General features: G+C 70.5%; 13 protein-coding genes and 1 tRNA gene. 10 read left to right on the plus strand and 4 right to left on the minus strand.

Features of this window, described 5'->3' with window-relative positions; translation table 11 throughout:
- Positions 1-2: 2 nt before the first annotated feature.
- Positions 3-1010 (minus strand): SMI1/KNR4 family protein, encoded by a 1008-nt coding sequence (locus tag CP981_RS15860; RefSeq protein ID WP_042156374.1) that lies wholly within the window; start codon positions 1008-1010, stop codon positions 3-5.
- 320 nt (positions 1011-1330) lie between these two features.
- On the opposite strand from CP981_RS15860, the gene CP981_RS15865 reads away from it, so the two are divergent.
- Together CP981_RS15865 and CP981_RS15870 are read left to right on the plus strand one after the other, a co-directional pair.
- Entirely contained in the window at positions 1331-1843 is a 513-nt protein-coding gene (locus CP981_RS15865; RefSeq protein ID WP_085926429.1) for a YwqJ-related putative deaminase, read from the plus strand.
- 8 nt (positions 1844-1851) lie between these two features.
- Complete coding sequence (locus CP981_RS15870; protein ID WP_085926430.1) at positions 1852-2415, plus strand: SUKH-3 domain-containing protein; 564 nt, start codon at positions 1852-1854, stop codon at positions 2413-2415.
- Between the two features lie 27 nt (positions 2416-2442).
- On the opposite strand, the gene CP981_RS15875 is transcribed toward CP981_RS15870, so the two are convergent.
- Positions 2443-3897 (minus strand): sensor histidine kinase, encoded by a 1455-nt coding sequence (locus tag CP981_RS15875; RefSeq protein WP_244329668.1) that lies wholly within the window; start codon positions 3895-3897, stop codon positions 2443-2445.
- Between the two features lie 208 nt (positions 3898-4105).
- On the opposite strand from CP981_RS15875, the gene CP981_RS15880 reads away from it, so the two are divergent.
- The 6 genes from CP981_RS15880 to CP981_RS15905 all read left to right on the plus strand — a co-directional run bounded on the left by CP981_RS15880 (position 4106) and on the right by CP981_RS15905 (position 8950).
- Positions 4106-4177, plus strand: a tRNA-Gln gene (locus CP981_RS15880).
- A gap of 132 nt (positions 4178-4309) precedes the next feature.
- The gene (glmU, locus tag CP981_RS15885; RefSeq protein WP_085926432.1) at positions 4310-5767 is read left to right on the plus strand and encodes a bifunctional UDP-N-acetylglucosamine diphosphorylase/glucosamine-1-phosphate N-acetyltransferase GlmU; all 1458 of its coding nucleotides are present in this window, start codon (positions 4310-4312) and stop codon (positions 5765-5767) included.
- A 72-nt stretch (positions 5768-5839) separates the two neighbouring features.
- The gene (locus CP981_RS15890) at positions 5840-6814 is read left to right on the plus strand and encodes a ribose-phosphate diphosphokinase (protein WP_018091057.1); all 975 of its coding nucleotides are present in this window, start codon (positions 5840-5842) and stop codon (positions 6812-6814) included.
- A gap of 206 nt (positions 6815-7020) precedes the next feature.
- Positions 7021-7617, plus strand: coding sequence for a 50S ribosomal protein L25/general stress protein Ctc (locus tag CP981_RS15895; RefSeq protein ID WP_085926433.1), 597 nt, complete (start codon positions 7021-7023; stop codon positions 7615-7617).
- 143 nt (positions 7618-7760) lie between these two features.
- Positions 7761-8348, plus strand: coding sequence for an aminoacyl-tRNA hydrolase (gene pth, locus CP981_RS15900; RefSeq protein ID WP_085926434.1), 588 nt, complete (start codon positions 7761-7763; stop codon positions 8346-8348).
- A gap of 80 nt (positions 8349-8428) precedes the next feature.
- Positions 8429-8950, plus strand: a complete 522-nt coding sequence (locus CP981_RS15905; RefSeq protein WP_085926435.1) for a hypothetical protein — start codon at positions 8429-8431, stop codon at positions 8948-8950.
- A gap of 73 nt (positions 8951-9023) precedes the next feature.
- On the opposite strand, the gene ppc is transcribed toward CP981_RS15905, so the two are convergent.
- Positions 9024-11786 (minus strand): phosphoenolpyruvate carboxylase, encoded by a 2763-nt coding sequence (gene ppc / locus CP981_RS15910; RefSeq protein WP_425282135.1) that lies wholly within the window; start codon positions 11784-11786, stop codon positions 9024-9026.
- Positions 11787-12089: 303 nt separating this feature from the next.
- Here ppc and CP981_RS15915 point away from each other — a divergent pair, with 303 nt between their 5' ends.
- Together CP981_RS15915 and CP981_RS15920 are read left to right on the plus strand one after the other, a co-directional pair.
- Complete coding sequence (locus tag CP981_RS15915) at positions 12090-13103, plus strand: acyl-CoA desaturase (protein ID WP_085926436.1); 1014 nt, start codon at positions 12090-12092, stop codon at positions 13101-13103.
- 21 nt (positions 13104-13124) lie between these two features.
- Positions 13125-13808: a TetR/AcrR family transcriptional regulator gene (locus CP981_RS15920; protein ID WP_085926437.1), complete on the plus strand. Its 684-nt coding sequence runs from the start codon at positions 13125-13127 to the stop codon at positions 13806-13808.
- A 114-nt stretch (positions 13809-13922) separates the two neighbouring features.
- Here the strand turns inward: CP981_RS15920 and CP981_RS15925 are convergent, their stop codons facing one another.
- Entirely contained in the window at positions 13923-14747 is an 825-nt protein-coding gene (locus tag CP981_RS15925) for a trans-aconitate 2-methyltransferase (RefSeq protein ID WP_085926494.1), read from the minus strand.
- Positions 14748-14841 lie beyond the last annotated feature (94 nt).

Raw genomic sequence — 14841 nt, forward strand, 5'->3', positions numbered from 1 at the left:
GCTCAACCCCCCACCGCGACCGCGTACGCGAAACCGCCGTCGACCATCAGATCCGCCACCGTCTCCAGCTCCGGCGGATTGCCCGCCAGCCGCTGGAGAAAGTCATCGAAATCCGCGCCGCACGGCAACAACAGCCGCTCGACCCGCTCCTGCACCGTCCACCCGTCCTGGTCCCGCGCATCGTCGTACGGGCAGAACCACACCGAGCCGAGCGCCTCGCCGCGCACCTTCACCGCGACCACACCGCCCTGCACGAACGCCACGCCCAGATAGTCCTTGGTGAAGTGGTCCCGCAGGCACTTGTTCACATAGAGCAGGTCGTTGACCGCCGCGTCATCGCGCACCGTGAAGAACGGCTGGTCGACCAGCAGCCCCAACTCCGCGTCCAGCGCCGCGCCCACGGGCGCACACCCGCCCGCCGCCTTCAAAAACGACCGGTAGGCGCCCGGCAGCCGGTAGCCCAGCGCCTCCTCGGCCTGCGCCAACTGCTCCTCGCCCACGGACAGATCACGGTGCGGCAGCCCGAAGTGCGCCGGCCGCGTCTCCTGCAACGGGCGGGTACCGCGCTTGTCGTGCGCCACGGCGGCCGTCGCCAGCCCGCCGTGATGCCGCAGCAGCGCCTTCACCTCGACCGGGATCAGCTCCATCCGCCGGGTGCCGGCCACGTGATGCCAGGTCCAGCCGTGCGGCGTGGCCACCGCCGGCACATCTATCCAGAGCTCGTGCCCCTGCGCGTGCAGGGCCGCGTTCGCCGAGACATAGTCCGTCAGCCGCAGTTCATCGACGCCGAAACCCTCCGGCGGCTCGGCGATCTCCGCCGCCGCGCGCGCATACGGCGAGAACTCCGGGAATCCCCGTTCGTCCATCCGCACACCGGCGGGGTACCGTGCGGCACGGACCGGATCCGGAAAATGCACGACCTGCCCGGCATAGGCCGAATTCGGTGGCGCGGCATGTCCCGCCGCCCGGGGGCCGGGGAGTGCCCCCAGCCCTTGCCGACCTGTCGTCATCGCGCTTGCCCCCTGGCTGAAGCTGGCTTTGGAGCACAGCCTAAGCCGTACCGCCACGCCGTCCCCCCTCCCCCGCCCCTGTCCGTCAGCCCCGCGACACACCGACGTCACCCACCGCCCCACCACCCCCGAGCCCCCCGCGCACCACCCCGCCCACCAGCCCCGTTGCCCCACGACCGACGCCCCGTCAGCCCGCGGTGAGATCACCGACAGCCCGCCCGACTACCGCAACACCCAGCACATTTGGCAGGCTGACCCTCCCCCACCTACGGCGGGGGGACCCCCAGCTACACGGGGATTCGGGGAGGGAAAGCACCACCATGAGCACCACTGCACGCCACCACAACTCAGCCGCCGGCGACCCCCGCATCGGCTGGAGCGGCACCGCCGACGGCGCACCCGCCCTCCACCAACGCCGCGACGGCATCCTCCCCACCATCGGCGCCGCCCTGTCAGTACGCGGACAAACGCTCACCTGTACCGCGAGCAAGGCCGAACAGCCCCCCGCCCTGCACCCCCTCGTCCAGGACTTCCTCGACACCCTCGCCACCGCACAACGCGAACGTTTCACCGGACGCTGCCCCGAAGCCGTCCTGCTCTCCCGGCACCTCACCGCCGTCGAGGGCAACCGCGGCAAACGCGCCTCCCGCAAACCCCTCACCAACGGCGAAGCCCGCCGCTCCCTCAAACACTCCAAACTCACCGCACGCCACATCCGCGAGGACGGCGACCCCCAGCACGGCAGCTACGCCCCGCCCTGCCGCTCCTGCGACGCCCTCCTCGCCCACTTCGGCGTCATGCCCATCAGCGGCACCACGCCCACAGGAAGCTGACCGTCACCATGCCGCCCACCACCCCCGGCCCCCGCACCCCCGCCCACGACCGGACCGACTCGACGCGCTTCCCCGTCGCCGTCGACGTCGCCCTCCACGAAGCCGGCTGGCATCCCGGCCGCTGGGACATAAAGCAGGCGGAACACTGGGCCGACACCCTCCGCGCCCACACCTCCCCCGCGGGCCACCGCCACACCGTCTTCCCCGCCGCCGTCGAGGCCTGGGCCGAATTCGGCGGACTGCACATCGCCGGGCCCGGGCCCGGCCGGCACATCGCCCCCACCCCCTTCGCCGTCGACCCGCTGCACGGCCTCCACCTCGCCCGCACCCTCGGCGACCTCGGCCGCGCCCTGGAGACCGACGTGGCTCCCCTGGGCCGCGAAGAACTCACCACCCACGACGGCGACACCTACGGCCAGGCCGTCCTCGCCATCGACACCGAAGGCCGCGTCTACAGCCTCGACCACACCGGCGACTGGTACCTGGGACCGGACATCGACAGTGCGCTGGGGGTCCTCGTGCTGGGGTCCCGGCCCGTACGGCTGGGCGTCGCGGGCCACACCGGCGACTGAGCCGCCGCGGCCCCGCGTACGGCGGTGTCAGCTCACCGCGGAGGCCGCCGGCAGCACCGCCGACACCCGGAAGCCACCGGCCTCCGTCGGGCCCGACACGAACACGCCGCCCAGTGCCGTCACCCGCTCCCGCATCCCCACCAGGCCGTTGCCGCCGCTCGGCAGCCCCGCATCGGCCACGCCGCCCTCGCAGGGGCCGTTCTCGACCTGCACCGCGAGCTCACCCTCCCGGTGCGCCAGCCGCACCCGCGCCCGCGCCCCCGGCGCATGCTTGTGCACATTCGTGAGCGCCTCCTGCACCACCCGGTAGACGGTCCGCTCCACCGGCGGCGCATACCGCTGCCCGGCGGCAGCCGCCGGCTCCCCCTCGGCGGCCCCGTCCACCGTCAGCTCGACGACCATCCCGGCCGCCCGGGACTGGCCCACCAGATCCCCGAGCTCCGCCAGATACGGCCCCTCGGAATCCGCCTCGGCGGCAGCCGGCGCCGGCGCACCGCCCTCAGGACCGCCGTCCCCCGCGGTCTCCGCCACCACGGCCGCCTCCGGCGAGCGCGCCTGCACCGTCGCCTGCGCCCCGGCCCGGGAAGCCACCGCCGCCAGCCGCTCCGGCGCACCGGACGCCGCGGCGCCCCGCACCGCCGCCCCGTCGGCCGTCCGCAGCACCCCCAGCATCTCCCGCAGCTCGGTCAGCGCCTGCCGCCCCATGTCGCCGACCAGCCCCGCGTTCTTCGACGCCTTCTCCGGGTCCTTCAGCGCCACCGCCTGCAACGCCGCCGCATGCACCACCATCAGGCTCACCCGGTGGGCGACCACATCGTGCATCTCCCGCGCGATCCGCGTCCGCTCCTCGTTACGGGCCCACTCCGCCCGCTCCTCGGCCCGGTCCGCCAGCAGCGACAGCTCGCGCTCCAGCCCGTCCGCCCGCTCCCGCAGGCTCTCCACGAGCCGCCGCCGGGCCCCGACATACAGCCCCCACAGCACCGGCGGCGCCGTCAGCACCAGCCCCAGCGCCAGCGACATCGCCGGCAGCAGCCACATCGGCGGCTGGAAGTCCTCCTGCGCCAGCACGTCCTGCCGCAAGCTGAGGAACGTCGTCACCAACGTCCCCGCCACGGTCATCCCCGCCAGCAACCCCGTGATCCGGCGCGGCACATCCGACGCGGCGAGCGTGTACAGCCCCACCGTGCTCAGCAGCCCGCCCATCTCCGCCGGGATCACCGCTATCGAGACCAGCACCACCACCACCGGCCAGCGCCGGCGCACCAACAGCACCGACCCCGCCAGCAGGCCGAGCAGCACGCCGACCAGCTCGGGCAGCTGCGCCCCCGAGGCGAACCGCGCGCCCTCGAACGCGCACTCCACCGCGGACGCCACCGCCAGCACCACGTCCAGCACGGCACTCCGCCGCCGGGCCCACCACCACGGCCCGGTCACCGGCGCACCCCGCGCGCCCACACCTTCACTTGCCCCCGTCGCGGTCATACCGACCAGCCTACGGGCGCCCGCCCCCGGGACCGCGAGCTGCGCGAGCGGGGCCCGATATCCGACCGGATCCGGATCGCGCCGGGCCGCTCCTCCGGGTGCGGCAATGCGCTGACCTATACCGTCGCATCGAAGGCTGGTGGTACGGCATAGTGTTGGGTGCCAAGCGGCCGGACTGACGAGATGTCCGGTTTGGGTCGCTTAACCATCCCCTGTGGTGTAATTGGCAGCACTGAGGCTTTTGGTGCCTTATGTCCGGGTTCGAGTCCTGGCAGGGGAGCACATGCACAACGGGCGAATTTCCGGGTCCTGACCACCACGTCAGGACCCGCCCGCGTTTCGGCTGCAATACGCACCGGTATCCTTCGGATGACCACCACCCGAAGTAGCCAAGAAGCCGAAGGGCATCCCCGTGAGCGCCAACCGCCCGGCAGCCGTCGTCGTTCTCGCAGCGGGTGAGGGCACCCGCATGAAGTCGGCCACACCGAAGGTCCTGCACACCGTCAGTGGCCGCTCCCTCGTCGGCCATGTCGTCGCCGCCTCCCGTGAGCTGGACCCCGAGCATCTCGTCGTGGTCGTCGGCCACGCCCGTGAACAGGTGCAGGCACATCTCTCCGAGGTCGATCCCGACGTGCGCACCGCCGTGCAGCACGAGCAGAACGGCACCGGTCACGCGGTGCGTACGGCTCTGGAGGAGCTGAGCCAGAGCGGTGTGGCCATCGACGGCACGGTGATCGTCGTCTGTGGCGACACCCCGCTGCTGACCGGCGGGACGCTCCGGCTGCTCGGTGACACGCACGCCGCGGACGGCAATGCCGTCACGGTGCTGTCGGCCGAGGTGCCGGACGCCACGGGCTACGGGCGCATCGTGCGCGAGGAGAGCTCCGGCGCGGTGACCGCGATCGTCGAGCACAAGGACGCGAGCGTGGCGCAGCGGGCGATCCGGGAGATCAACTCCGGGGTGTTCGCCTTCGACGGCCGGCTGCTGGTCGACGCGCTCGGCAAGGTGCGTACGGACAACAGCCAGGGCGAGGAGTACCTCACCGATGTGCTGGGCATCGTGCGGGAGGCCGGGCACCGGGTCGGTGCGGCGGTGGCCGGCGATCACCGGGAGATCCTGGGGATCAACAACCGGGTGCAGCTGGCACAGGCGCGGCGGCTGCTGAACGACCGGCTGCTGGAGCAGGCGATGCTGGCCGGTGTGACGGTGGTGGACCCGGCGTCGACGTGGGTGGATGTGTCGGTGACGTTCGAGCCCGACGCGACGGTCCATCCGGGGACGCAGCTGCTGGGTGCCACGCATATCGCGTCGGGTGCCGAGGTGGGTCCGCATTCCCGGCTGACGGATACGTCGGTGGGCGCGGGCGCGGTGGCGTCCTTCACGGTGGCCGAGGGTGCGCGTATCGGCGACGGGGCGAATGTCGGGCCTTACGCCTATCTGCGTCCGGGAACGGATCTTGGCCCGAAGTCGAAGGCCGGTGCGTACGTGGAGATGAAGAACGCATCGATCGGCGAGGGTACGAAGGTGCCGCACCTTTCGTATGTGGGGGATGCGACGATTGGTGAGTTCACCAATATCGGTGCGGCGAGTGTCTTTGTGAACTACGACGGTGAGGCAAAGCACCACACGACGGTCGGTTCACATTGCAGGACGGGGTCGGACAACATGTTTGTGGCTCCGGTCACGATCGGGGACGGCGCTTATACGGCCGCCGGCTCGGTTATCACCAAGGATGTGCCCCCGGGTTCGCTGGCGGTCGCCCGTGGCCAGCAGCGGAATATCGAGGGTTGGGTCGCGCGCAAGCGGCCTGGAAGTGCCGCCGCGCAGGCGGCTTCGGCTGCTCGCCAGGAGTCCGAGGGCGAGCGGTGATCGTGCAGAGGGCACGCCGTGCGGGGCGTACCGTGATGAGCGCACGCAAACTGTGATTCGAGGAGATTTGCTGTGACCGGGATCAAGACGACCGGCGAGAAGAAGCTGATGCTCTTCTCCGGCCGCGCCCACCCCGAGCTTGCCGAGGAGGTCGCGCACCAGCTGGGTGTGGGCCTGGTCCCGACGAAGGCATTCGACTTCGCCAATGGCGAGATCTATGTCCGCTATCAGGAGTCGGCGCGTGGCGCGGACTGCTTTTTGATTCAGAGCCACACGGCTCCGATCAATAAGTGGATCATGGAACAGCTGATCATGATTGATGCGCTGAAGCGGGCCTCGGCCCGGAGCATCACCGTGGTCGTGCCGTTCTACGGTTATGCGCGGCAGGACAAGAAGCACCGTGGCCGTGAGCCGATTTCGGCGCGGCTGATCGCGGATCTCATGAAGACGGCGGGTGCGGACCGTGTCGTGACGGTGGATCTGCACACCGACCAGATCATGGGCTTCTTCGACGGCCCGGTGGATCACCTTTTCGCGCTGCCGGTCCTTGCGGACTACGTGGGCGCGAAGGTGGACCGCGAGAAGCTGACGGTCGTGTCGCCGGACGCGGGCCGGGTGCGGGTGGCGGACCGCTGGTGTGACCGTCTGGGCGCGCCGCTGGCGATCGTGCACAAGCGGCGCGACAAGGACGTGGCGAACCAGGTCACGGTCCATGAGGTCGTCGGCGATGTGAAGGACCGGGTGTGTGTCCTGGTCGACGACATGATCGACACCGGTGGCACGATCTGCGCGGCGGCGGACGCGCTGTTCGCGAATGGCGCCTCGGACGTCATCGTGACGGCGACGCACGGTGTGCTGTCGGGTCCGGCGGCGGACCGGCTGAAGAATTCGAAGGTGAGCGAGTTCGTGTTCACGAATACGCTGCCGACGCCTTCGGAGCTGGAGCTGGACAAGATCACGGTGCTGTCGATGGCACCGACGATCGCCCGTGCGCTGCGTGAGGTGTTCGAGGACGGTTCGGTGACGAGCCTCTTCGAGGAGCAGTGAGTCAGCGGCATCGGACGGGCCTGTGAGGTAGTCCGGGTCTGATCGACTTTGGGGCGGCCTTCCGGCCGGGTAGACTCGTGGAGTTGCTCGGCGAGGGAGGCCGCCCCTTTGTGGTGGCTGTCCGTTATCGACGCGCTCTTCGTAGCAGGTCTGTCGTGGGCCGGGTGACGCCCACCAGATATTTCTGAGATACGAGGAGTGCAGTCATGGCTGAGGTCAAGCTCGAAGCCCAGGTCCGTACCGACTTCGGTAAGGGCGCCGCCCGCCGTGCGCGCCGCGCCGACCTGGTTCCCGCGGTCATCTACGGTCACGGTGCGGAGCCGCAGCACGTGGCGATCAACAACCACGCGCTGATGATGGCCCTGAAGACCCCGAACGCCCTGCTGCGTCTGGAGTTCGACGGCAAGAGCGAGCTGGTCATCCCCAAGGCCGTGCAGCGCGAGGCCATCCGTGGCTTCCTGGTGCACGCGGACTTCCTGGCCGTGAAGAAGGGCGAGAAGGTCAACGTCGAGCTGCCGATCCACACCGAGGGCGAGCTGGCCCCGGGCGGCAACCTGCTCGAGTACTCGCTGAACACCCTGCCGGTCGAGGCCGAGGCCACCCACATCCCGGAGTCGGTCACCGTCTCCATCGCGGGTCTGGACGCCGGTCACTCGGTGCAGGCGAAGGACATCGCGCTGCCGACCGGTGTGTCGCTGGCCGTTGAGGACGACGCCGTGGTGCTCCAGGTCGTCGCCGCGCAGGCGGAGGCGCCGGCCGAGGAGGCCGCCGAGGGTGAGGGCGCCGAGGGCTCCGAGGCCTGAGTCGTTTTTCGCTGAGACGCGTTCTCGGCGCTTTGTCCAGCCGCTGCCGCGCGCCTTTGGGCGCGGGGTGGCGGTTGGGCTGTTTCATGGGCAGTTGCGGTCGGGGCCGGCGGGTGTGGCCGGCGGATGTGGGAGTGGCTGAGATGGCGGACGCTGATCCGTGGCTGGTGGTGGGGCTGGGTAACCCGGGCCCGGAGTATGCGCGTAATCGCCACAATGTGGGCTTCATGGTGGCGGATTTGCTGGCGGAGCGGATGGGCGGCCGTTTCAAGGCGCACAAGTCGCGGGCGCAGGTGGTGGAGGGGCGCTGTGGTGCGCCGGGTCCGTCGAGCCGTCGTGTGGTGGTGGCGAAGCCGGGGACTTTCATGAATCTGTCGGGTGGGCCGACGACCGCGCTGCGGGATTTCTACAAGGTGCCGGTCGCCAACATCGTGGCGATTCACGATGAGTTGGATATCGATTACGGTGCGCTGCGGCTGAAGCTGGGCGGCGGTGACAACGGTCACAACGGTCTGAAGTCGATCACGAAGTCGCTGGGGGCGGAGTATCACCGGGTGCGGTTCGGCATCGGGCGTCCGCCGGGCCGGATGCAGGTGGCGGATTTCGTGCTGAAGGACTTTTCCGCGGCGGAGCGGCGGGAGTTGGACTATTTCGTGGACCGTGCGGCCGATGCGGTGGAGACGCTGATCGTCGACGGTCTGGAACGGGCGCAGAGTACGTACAACTCCTGAATGGGACAGGTGCGGTCAGGCTCTGACGAACCGTTTTCGGAGGTTGACCGGGTGCTGGTGGATGGCCAAGGATCGCCGCCATGCCCAGAAGCAGCACGCGCACCCGTTCGGTCAGACGTAGTCGTACCCGGCGGGTCGGTGAGAGTGCCTATGGGGCGCTGCTTGTCGCCCGGGTGGGGTTGATGGGCCTGCTGGCGGCGCTCCTGCTGGTGGCGGGGGTGTGGACGTCCTGGCAGACGGCGCAGTACGCGATGCTCGTCAAGGCGCGGGGCCGCGGCATGATGACGGTGTCGGCCTGTGCGGGTGAGCGGTGCACGGGCCCGTATGTGCCGTCGTCGGGTGACACCCGGCGGCTGGCGAAGGTGTCGATCGCGGAGGGTGCCGCGGACAAGGGCACCCGGGTCGAGGTGACGGTCAAACCGGGGACGACGCACGCGGTGCGGACCGGGGCGGCCGGGATTCTGCATGCGTGGGTGCCGTTCGCGGGCTCGTTGCTGCTGGCGGCGCTGGTGGTGGCCGGGGGGATGCGGCTGCGGCGTACGGCGTGGGTGATGGGGTTGCTGGGCGCGGTGTTGCTGGGCGCGGCGTTCGCGGCTCTCTGACAGCTGATACGGCGGCGGCCCGTCCTCCTCGGTGGGAGGGCGGGCCGCCGCCGTATGTGGTGCCGGGGCCGGATCAGCCGGTGTTGCGCAGTCCGGCGGCGACACCGTTGACGGTCAGCAGCAGGGCGCGGGCGAGGACCGGGTCGGCCTCCTCACCGCGTTCGGCGGCGCTGCGCTGGCGGTCCAGCAGCGAGACCTGGAGGTAGGAGATCGGGTCCAGGTAGGCGTCGCGGATGTGGAAGGTCTGCTTGAGGACCGGGTTGGAGTCGAGGAGCTCCTTTTCGCCGGTGACGCGCAGGACCTCGGCGACGGTGAGCTCGTGCTCGGCCTTGATGACGTCGAAGACGTGCTTGAGCTCGTCGGGGACCAGGGTGTCGACGTAGTGCTGGGCGATCCGCAGGTCGGTCTTGGCCAGCGTCATGGTGACGTTGGACAGGAAGTTGCGGAAGAAGTGCCAGTACTCGTGCATCTCGTCCAGCACGCTGTCGAGTCCGGCCTCACGGGCGGCCTTGAGGCCGGTGCCGACGCCGAACCAGCCGGGGACGATCTGGCGGGACTGGGTCCAGCCGAAGACCCACGGGATGGCGCGCAGTCCGTCGAGGCCGGCGCCGGAGTCGGGGCGGCGGGAGGGGCGGGAGCCCAGGTGGAGCTCGGCGAGCTGGTCGACGGGGGTGGCGGCGAAGAAGTACGCGGGCAGGTCCGGGTCCTCGACGAGGCGGCGGTAGGCGCCGTGGGCGGCCTCCGAGACCCTCTCCATGGCCGCGTCCCAGCGGGCCAGCGCCTCGTCGGACTGCCGGGGCTCGGTGTGCAGGGCGGAGGCCTGGAGGGTGGCGGCGACCGTCAGCTCCAGGTTCTCCCGCGCCAGCGACGGCACCAGGTACTTGTCGGAGATGACCTCGCCCTGCTCGGTGACCTTGATCTCGCCTTCGAGGGTGCCGTAGGGCTGGGCGAGGATCGCGTCGTGCGAGGGGCCGCCGCCGCGGCCGACGGTGCCGCCGCGGCCGTGGAAGAGGCGCAGCCGTACGCCGTGCCGGTGGGCGACGTCGCGCAGCAGGCGCTGGGCGCGGTGGATCTCCCACTGGGAGGTGGTGATGCCGCCGAACTTGGAGGAGTCGGAGTAGCCGAGCATGACCTCCTGGACGTCGCCGCGCAGCGCGACCAGACGCCGGTAGGAGGGGTCGGCGAGCATCTCGTCGAGCAGCTGGTCAGCGATCTTCAGCTCGTCGGTGGTCTCCAGCAGCGGCACGATGCCGACCTTGGCCCAGCCGGCGTGCAGGTCGATCAGGCCGGCCTCGCGGGCGAGGACGGTGGCCGCGAAGACGTCGTCGGAGCCCTGGCACATCGAGATGATGTAGGACTCGATGACCTCGGGGCCGAAGGTGTCCTTGGCCTTGAGGATGGTGCGGAAGACGCCGAGCGTCTTGGCGCCGGCCTCGTCGAGCGGGGCCGGGGTGGGGGCCAGCGGACGGCGCGAGCGCAGTTCCTTGGCGAGGAGCTTGCGGCGGTAGTCACGCGGCATGTCCACGTAACGCCAGGATTCCTCGCCGAGGCGGTCGAAGAGCTGGCCGAGGGCGTGGTGGTGCGCGTCGGCGTGCTCGCGGATGTCCATGGTGGCGAGCTGGAGGCCGAACGCGGCGATGGTGCGCAGGGTGCGCTCCAGACGGCCGTCGGCGACCAGACCGCCGCGGTGTTCGCGCAGCGAGGTCTGGATCAGGGCGAGGTCGTCGAGGAGCTCCGCGGTGCCGAGGTAGTCGCGGCCGGGAACGTGGGGGGTGTCGCCGGCCAGCCGCTCGCGGGTGTTGACGAGCTTCTGCCGGATGCAGGTGGCCTTGAGGCGGTAGGGCTCTTCGCTGTTCAGCCGCTTGTAGCGGGGGCTGATCTCGGGCAGCACATCGAGGTCGCGCTGGAGGGACTCCAGCAGCTCGTCGGTGGCTCCGCAGTTGCGGATGGAGTTGGACAGCGCGCCGCGCAGCTCGTCCACGTGCTCCAGGGCGTCGGTGATGCCGTGCTCGTGCTGGAGCAGCAGGACGTCCCAGGTCACCTGCGGGGTGACGTTGGGGTTGCCGTCGCGGTCGCCGCCGATCCAGGTGCCGAAGGTCAGCGGGCGGGTGCCGGCGGGCAGCTCGGTGCCGGCCCGCTCCAGCTCGGCGGCGAGGTCCTCCAGGACGTCGCCGACCGCGCCGCGGCCCAGCTCGTCGAGGTAGTAGATGGCGTTGCGGGCCTCGTCGGTGGGCTCCGGGCGGGCGACGCGCAGCTCGTCCGTCTGCCAGATGAGGTCGATGTTCTCGGCCAGGCGGAGGTCGGCGCGGCGGCGCTCGCCGTCGGGACTGTCCAGCAGCTCGGCGACCTTGCGGAGCTTGGTGAGGACGGAGCGCCGGGCGGCCTCGGTGGGGTGCGCGGTGAAGACGGGGCGTACGCCGAGGTTGCCGGCGGTCGCGCGCAGGTGCTCGGGGTCGGCGTCCTTCAGCATGTCGGCGGTGCGGGCGAGGATGCTGCCCTCGGCGGCACGCCGGGCGCCCAGCTCGCGGCCGCGGTGGACCTGCTCGGTGACGTTCGCGAGGTGGAAGTACGTGGAGAAGGCGCGCACCAGCTTGGCGGCGGTGGCCAGGTCGGTGTCGCCGAGGAGCCGGGCCGCGGCTTCGCCGTCGGAGCGGGTCAGGGCGCGTACCTGCTCGACCAGGTCGAGCAGCTCCTTCCCCTCCTGTCGGACGAGGGTCTCGCCGAGCAGATCACCGAGGCGGCGGATGTCGGCACGCAGGGCGACGTTGTCGCTCGGGCCGGTTTCGGGGCCTTCGATGGACACGATCTCGGCCGGGGTGTTGTCGGCGCTGCTCACAGGTGCGGCTCCTTGCGGCGATCAGGGACGTCGCACGTGACCCATGGGTGGGGTCGAAACGGGCGACGGGTTGGGCAGGTCTGATGCGGGCGGGTTGCGGACCGCGCTGTCCGACGTCCCCAGGATAGGTCTGCCCAGTCTCCGCAGATCACACCGTCCGCAGGGTGGGCACTGCGTCACAGCCGGGCGGGTGTGGCGCCTGTCACGGCCTTGCCCGGGGCGGCGGCACTGCCATACTTACGAGACCGTAGGTTACGGTTCCGTAGCCGTAGCCGTGCCCCCGAGCCCCCGACGAGGGACACCATGACCGCTGGTCCTGAAGCCGTAGAAGATCCCCCGATTCCCGCCGATTCCGCCGTCGGTCCGGCCGCCGGTGCGCCGGCCCCGTCCGCGACGCTCGGCGGTGAGCAGCGCAGGTCGGTCGAGCAGATCTCGCTCCTGCTGTTCATCACCGTCCCGTTCGTGGCGCTGGTGGCCGCGGTGCCACTCGCCTGGGGCTGGGGGGTGAGCTGGCTCGACCTGGCGCTGATGGTGGCGATGTACTACATCGGCTGCCACGGCATCACGATCGGCTTCCACCGTTACTTCACGCATGGTTCGTTCAAGGCGAAGCGGCCGCTGCGGATCGCGCTCGCGATCATGGGGTCGCTGGCCGTGGAGGGGCCGCTGGTGCGCTGGGTGGCGGATCACCGCAAGCACCACAAGTTCTCCGACGCCGAGGGCGACCCGCATTCGCCGTGGCGCTTCGGCGAGACGGTGCCCGCCCTGATGAAGGGCCTGTGGTGGGCGCACATCGGCTGGATGTTCGACGAGGAGCAGACGCCGCAGCAGAAGTACGCACCGGACCTGATCAAGGATCCGGCGATCCGGGCGGTCTCCCGCCAGTTCGTGCTGTGGACGGCGGTGTCGCTGCTGATCCCGCCGCTGGTGGGTGGCCTGGTGACCTGGTCCTGGCAGGGCGCGCTGAGCGCGTTCTTCTGGGGTTCCCTGGTCCGGGTGGCCCTGCTGCACCACGTCACCTGGTCGATCAACTCCATCTGCCACGCCGTCGGCAAGCGCCCCTTCAAGTCCCGCGACCGCTCCGGGAACGTCTGGTGGCTGGCCGTCCTCTCGTGCGGCGAGTCCTGGCACAACCTGCACCACGCGGACCCGACCAGCGCCCGGCACGGGGTGATGAAGGGGCAGCTGGACTCCAGCGCCCGCTTGATCCGCTGGTTCGAGAAGGCGGGCTGGGCGTATGACGTCCGGTGGCCGGACGCGTCCCGTCTCGATGCCCGACGCGCGGAGAAGGCTGCCGGGGGTGCCGCCCGGCGGTAGCGAGGAAGGCATGATTGACGGGTGGCGATCGACGACAGCAGTACCAGCGGCAACAAGGGCAAGTCTTCCTCCGCGGGCACGCGACGGGCCCGCAGGGTCCGGATGACCGGAGCGGAGCGCCGGGAGCAGCTGCTGGACATCGGTCGCACGCTCTTTGCCGAGCGGGGCTACGAGGGCACCTCGGTGGAGGAGATCGCGGCGAAGGCCGGGGTGTCCAAGCCGGTGGTCTACGAGCACTTCGGCGGCAAGGAGGGCCTGTACGCGGTGGTGGTGGACCGCGAGATGCGGCAGCTGCTGGACATGGTGACGGGCGCACTGACCGCCGGCCATCCCCGCGAACTCCTCGAACAGGCGGCCTTCGCGCTGCTCGACTACATCGAGACCTTCACCGACGGCTTCCGCATCCTGGTCCGCGACTCCCCCGTGGCCCAGTCGACGGGCACCTTCGCCTCTCTCATCAGCGATATCGCCACCCAGGTCGAGGACATCCTGGGCCTGGAATTCAAGGCCCGCGGCTTCGACCCGAAGCTGGCCCCGCTCTACGCGCAGGCCCTCGTCGGCATGGTCGCCCTGACCGGCCAGTGGTGGGTGGACACCCGCAAGCCGAAGAAGGCCGAGGTGGCGGCCCACCTCGTCAACCTGGCCTGGCACGGTCTGGGCAATCTGGAAGCCAGGCCGCGGTTGATAGGGCATCGGAAGAACTGAGGTCCCGTACCGGCCCCGAACCACCAGCGTTCTGCGCGGCGAGCCGGCAGTGGTCGAGGCCGGTGATCACGGCGTGGGGTCACCTCGGAGGGGGAGCGTCGGGGGCAGCAGGCGTCAGTCGGCGGCCGGCTTCCGGGCGACGGCGAAGATGCGGCGGAAGGGGAAAACCGTGCCGTGGCGGCCGGTGGGGTAGGCCTTGCGGAGGGCGTCGCGGTATTCGGCGAGGAAGGCTTCGCGGGCGGCCGGGTCGTGCTCCAGGGCGGTGAGGACGGGGCGCAGGGCGGTGCCCTTGACCCAGTCGAGGACCGGATCGTCGCCCGCCAGGAGCTGGACGTAGGTCGTTTCCCAGACGTCGGCGGCGCAGCCGAGGTCGGCGAGGCGCTCCAGGTAGTCGGCCGGTTCGAGGACATGGACGAAGCGGCGGCCGTGGGTGGTGAGCCGCTCGCGCCACTGGGGGGCGTCACACAGTTCGCCGAGGAGGGCGTGGCTGGGTGAGGTGAAGTTGCCGGGGACCTGGAAGGCGAAGGTGCCGCCGGGGGCGAGGGCCTCGATCCAGCGGGCGAAGGAGTCCGGGTGGTTGGGGACCCACTGGAGGGCCGCGTTGGAGACGATCAGGTCGTAGGTCTCCTCGGGCGTCCAGTCGGCGGCATCGGCGGGGGCGAAGTCGAGGTGGCCGCCGCCGGGGGTGGGGCCGGCGTAGGTCTCGGCCTCTTTGAGCATCTCCGGGGAGTTGTCGTATCCGGTGATGTGCGCGTCGGGCCAGCGGGTGGTGAGCTGGGCCGTGACGTTGCCGGGGCCGCAGCCGAGGTCGGCGATGCGGGCGGCGCGGTCCTGCCGGGGCAGGTCGGGTATCCGGTTGAGCAGGTCGTGGAACGGACGGGTACGGTGCCCGGAGTGGCGGAGGTATTGCTGCGGATCCCAGGTTGGTGCGTCGTGCATGTTCGAAACCCCTTTGCCGATGCAGGGCTGATACAAGGCTGGCACGGTCTGGTTCGGGCCGTCTCGGCTGGAAACCGAGCCCCCGCCGACGATG

It is taken from the genome of Streptomyces platensis (genome assembly GCF_008704855.1).
Taxonomy (GTDB): Bacteria; Actinomycetota; Actinomycetes; order Streptomycetales; family Streptomycetaceae; genus Streptomyces; species Streptomyces platensis.

Bases quoted from the DNA above. Each gene is read 5' to 3' on its own strand.
- CP981_RS15860 (WP_042156374.1), bottom strand. From the start codon at position 1,010: ATGACGACAGGTCGGCAAGGGCTGGGGGCACTCCCCGGCCCCCGGGCG.
- CP981_RS15865 (WP_085926429.1), top strand. From the start codon at position 1,331: ATGAGCACCACTGCACGCCACCACAACTCAGCCGCCGGCGACCCCCGC.
- CP981_RS15870 (WP_085926430.1), top strand. From the start codon at position 1,852: ATGCCGCCCACCACCCCCGGCCCCCGCACCCCCGCCCACGACCGGACC.
- CP981_RS15875 (WP_244329668.1), bottom strand. From the start codon at position 3,897: ATGACCGCGACGGGGGCAAGTGAAGGTGTGGGCGCGCGGGGTGCGCCG.
- CP981_RS15895 (WP_085926433.1), top strand. From the start codon at position 7,021: ATGGCTGAGGTCAAGCTCGAAGCCCAGGTCCGTACCGACTTCGGTAAG.
- pth (WP_085926434.1), top strand. From the start codon at position 7,761: ATGGCGGACGCTGATCCGTGGCTGGTGGTGGGGCTGGGTAACCCGGGC.
- CP981_RS15905 (WP_085926435.1), top strand. From the start codon at position 8,429: ATGCCCAGAAGCAGCACGCGCACCCGTTCGGTCAGACGTAGTCGTACC.
- CP981_RS15915 (WP_085926436.1), top strand. From the start codon at position 12,090: ATGACCGCTGGTCCTGAAGCCGTAGAAGATCCCCCGATTCCCGCCGAT.
- CP981_RS15925 (WP_085926494.1), bottom strand. From the start codon at position 14,747: ATGCACGACGCACCAACCTGGGATCCGCAGCAATACCTCCGCCACTCC.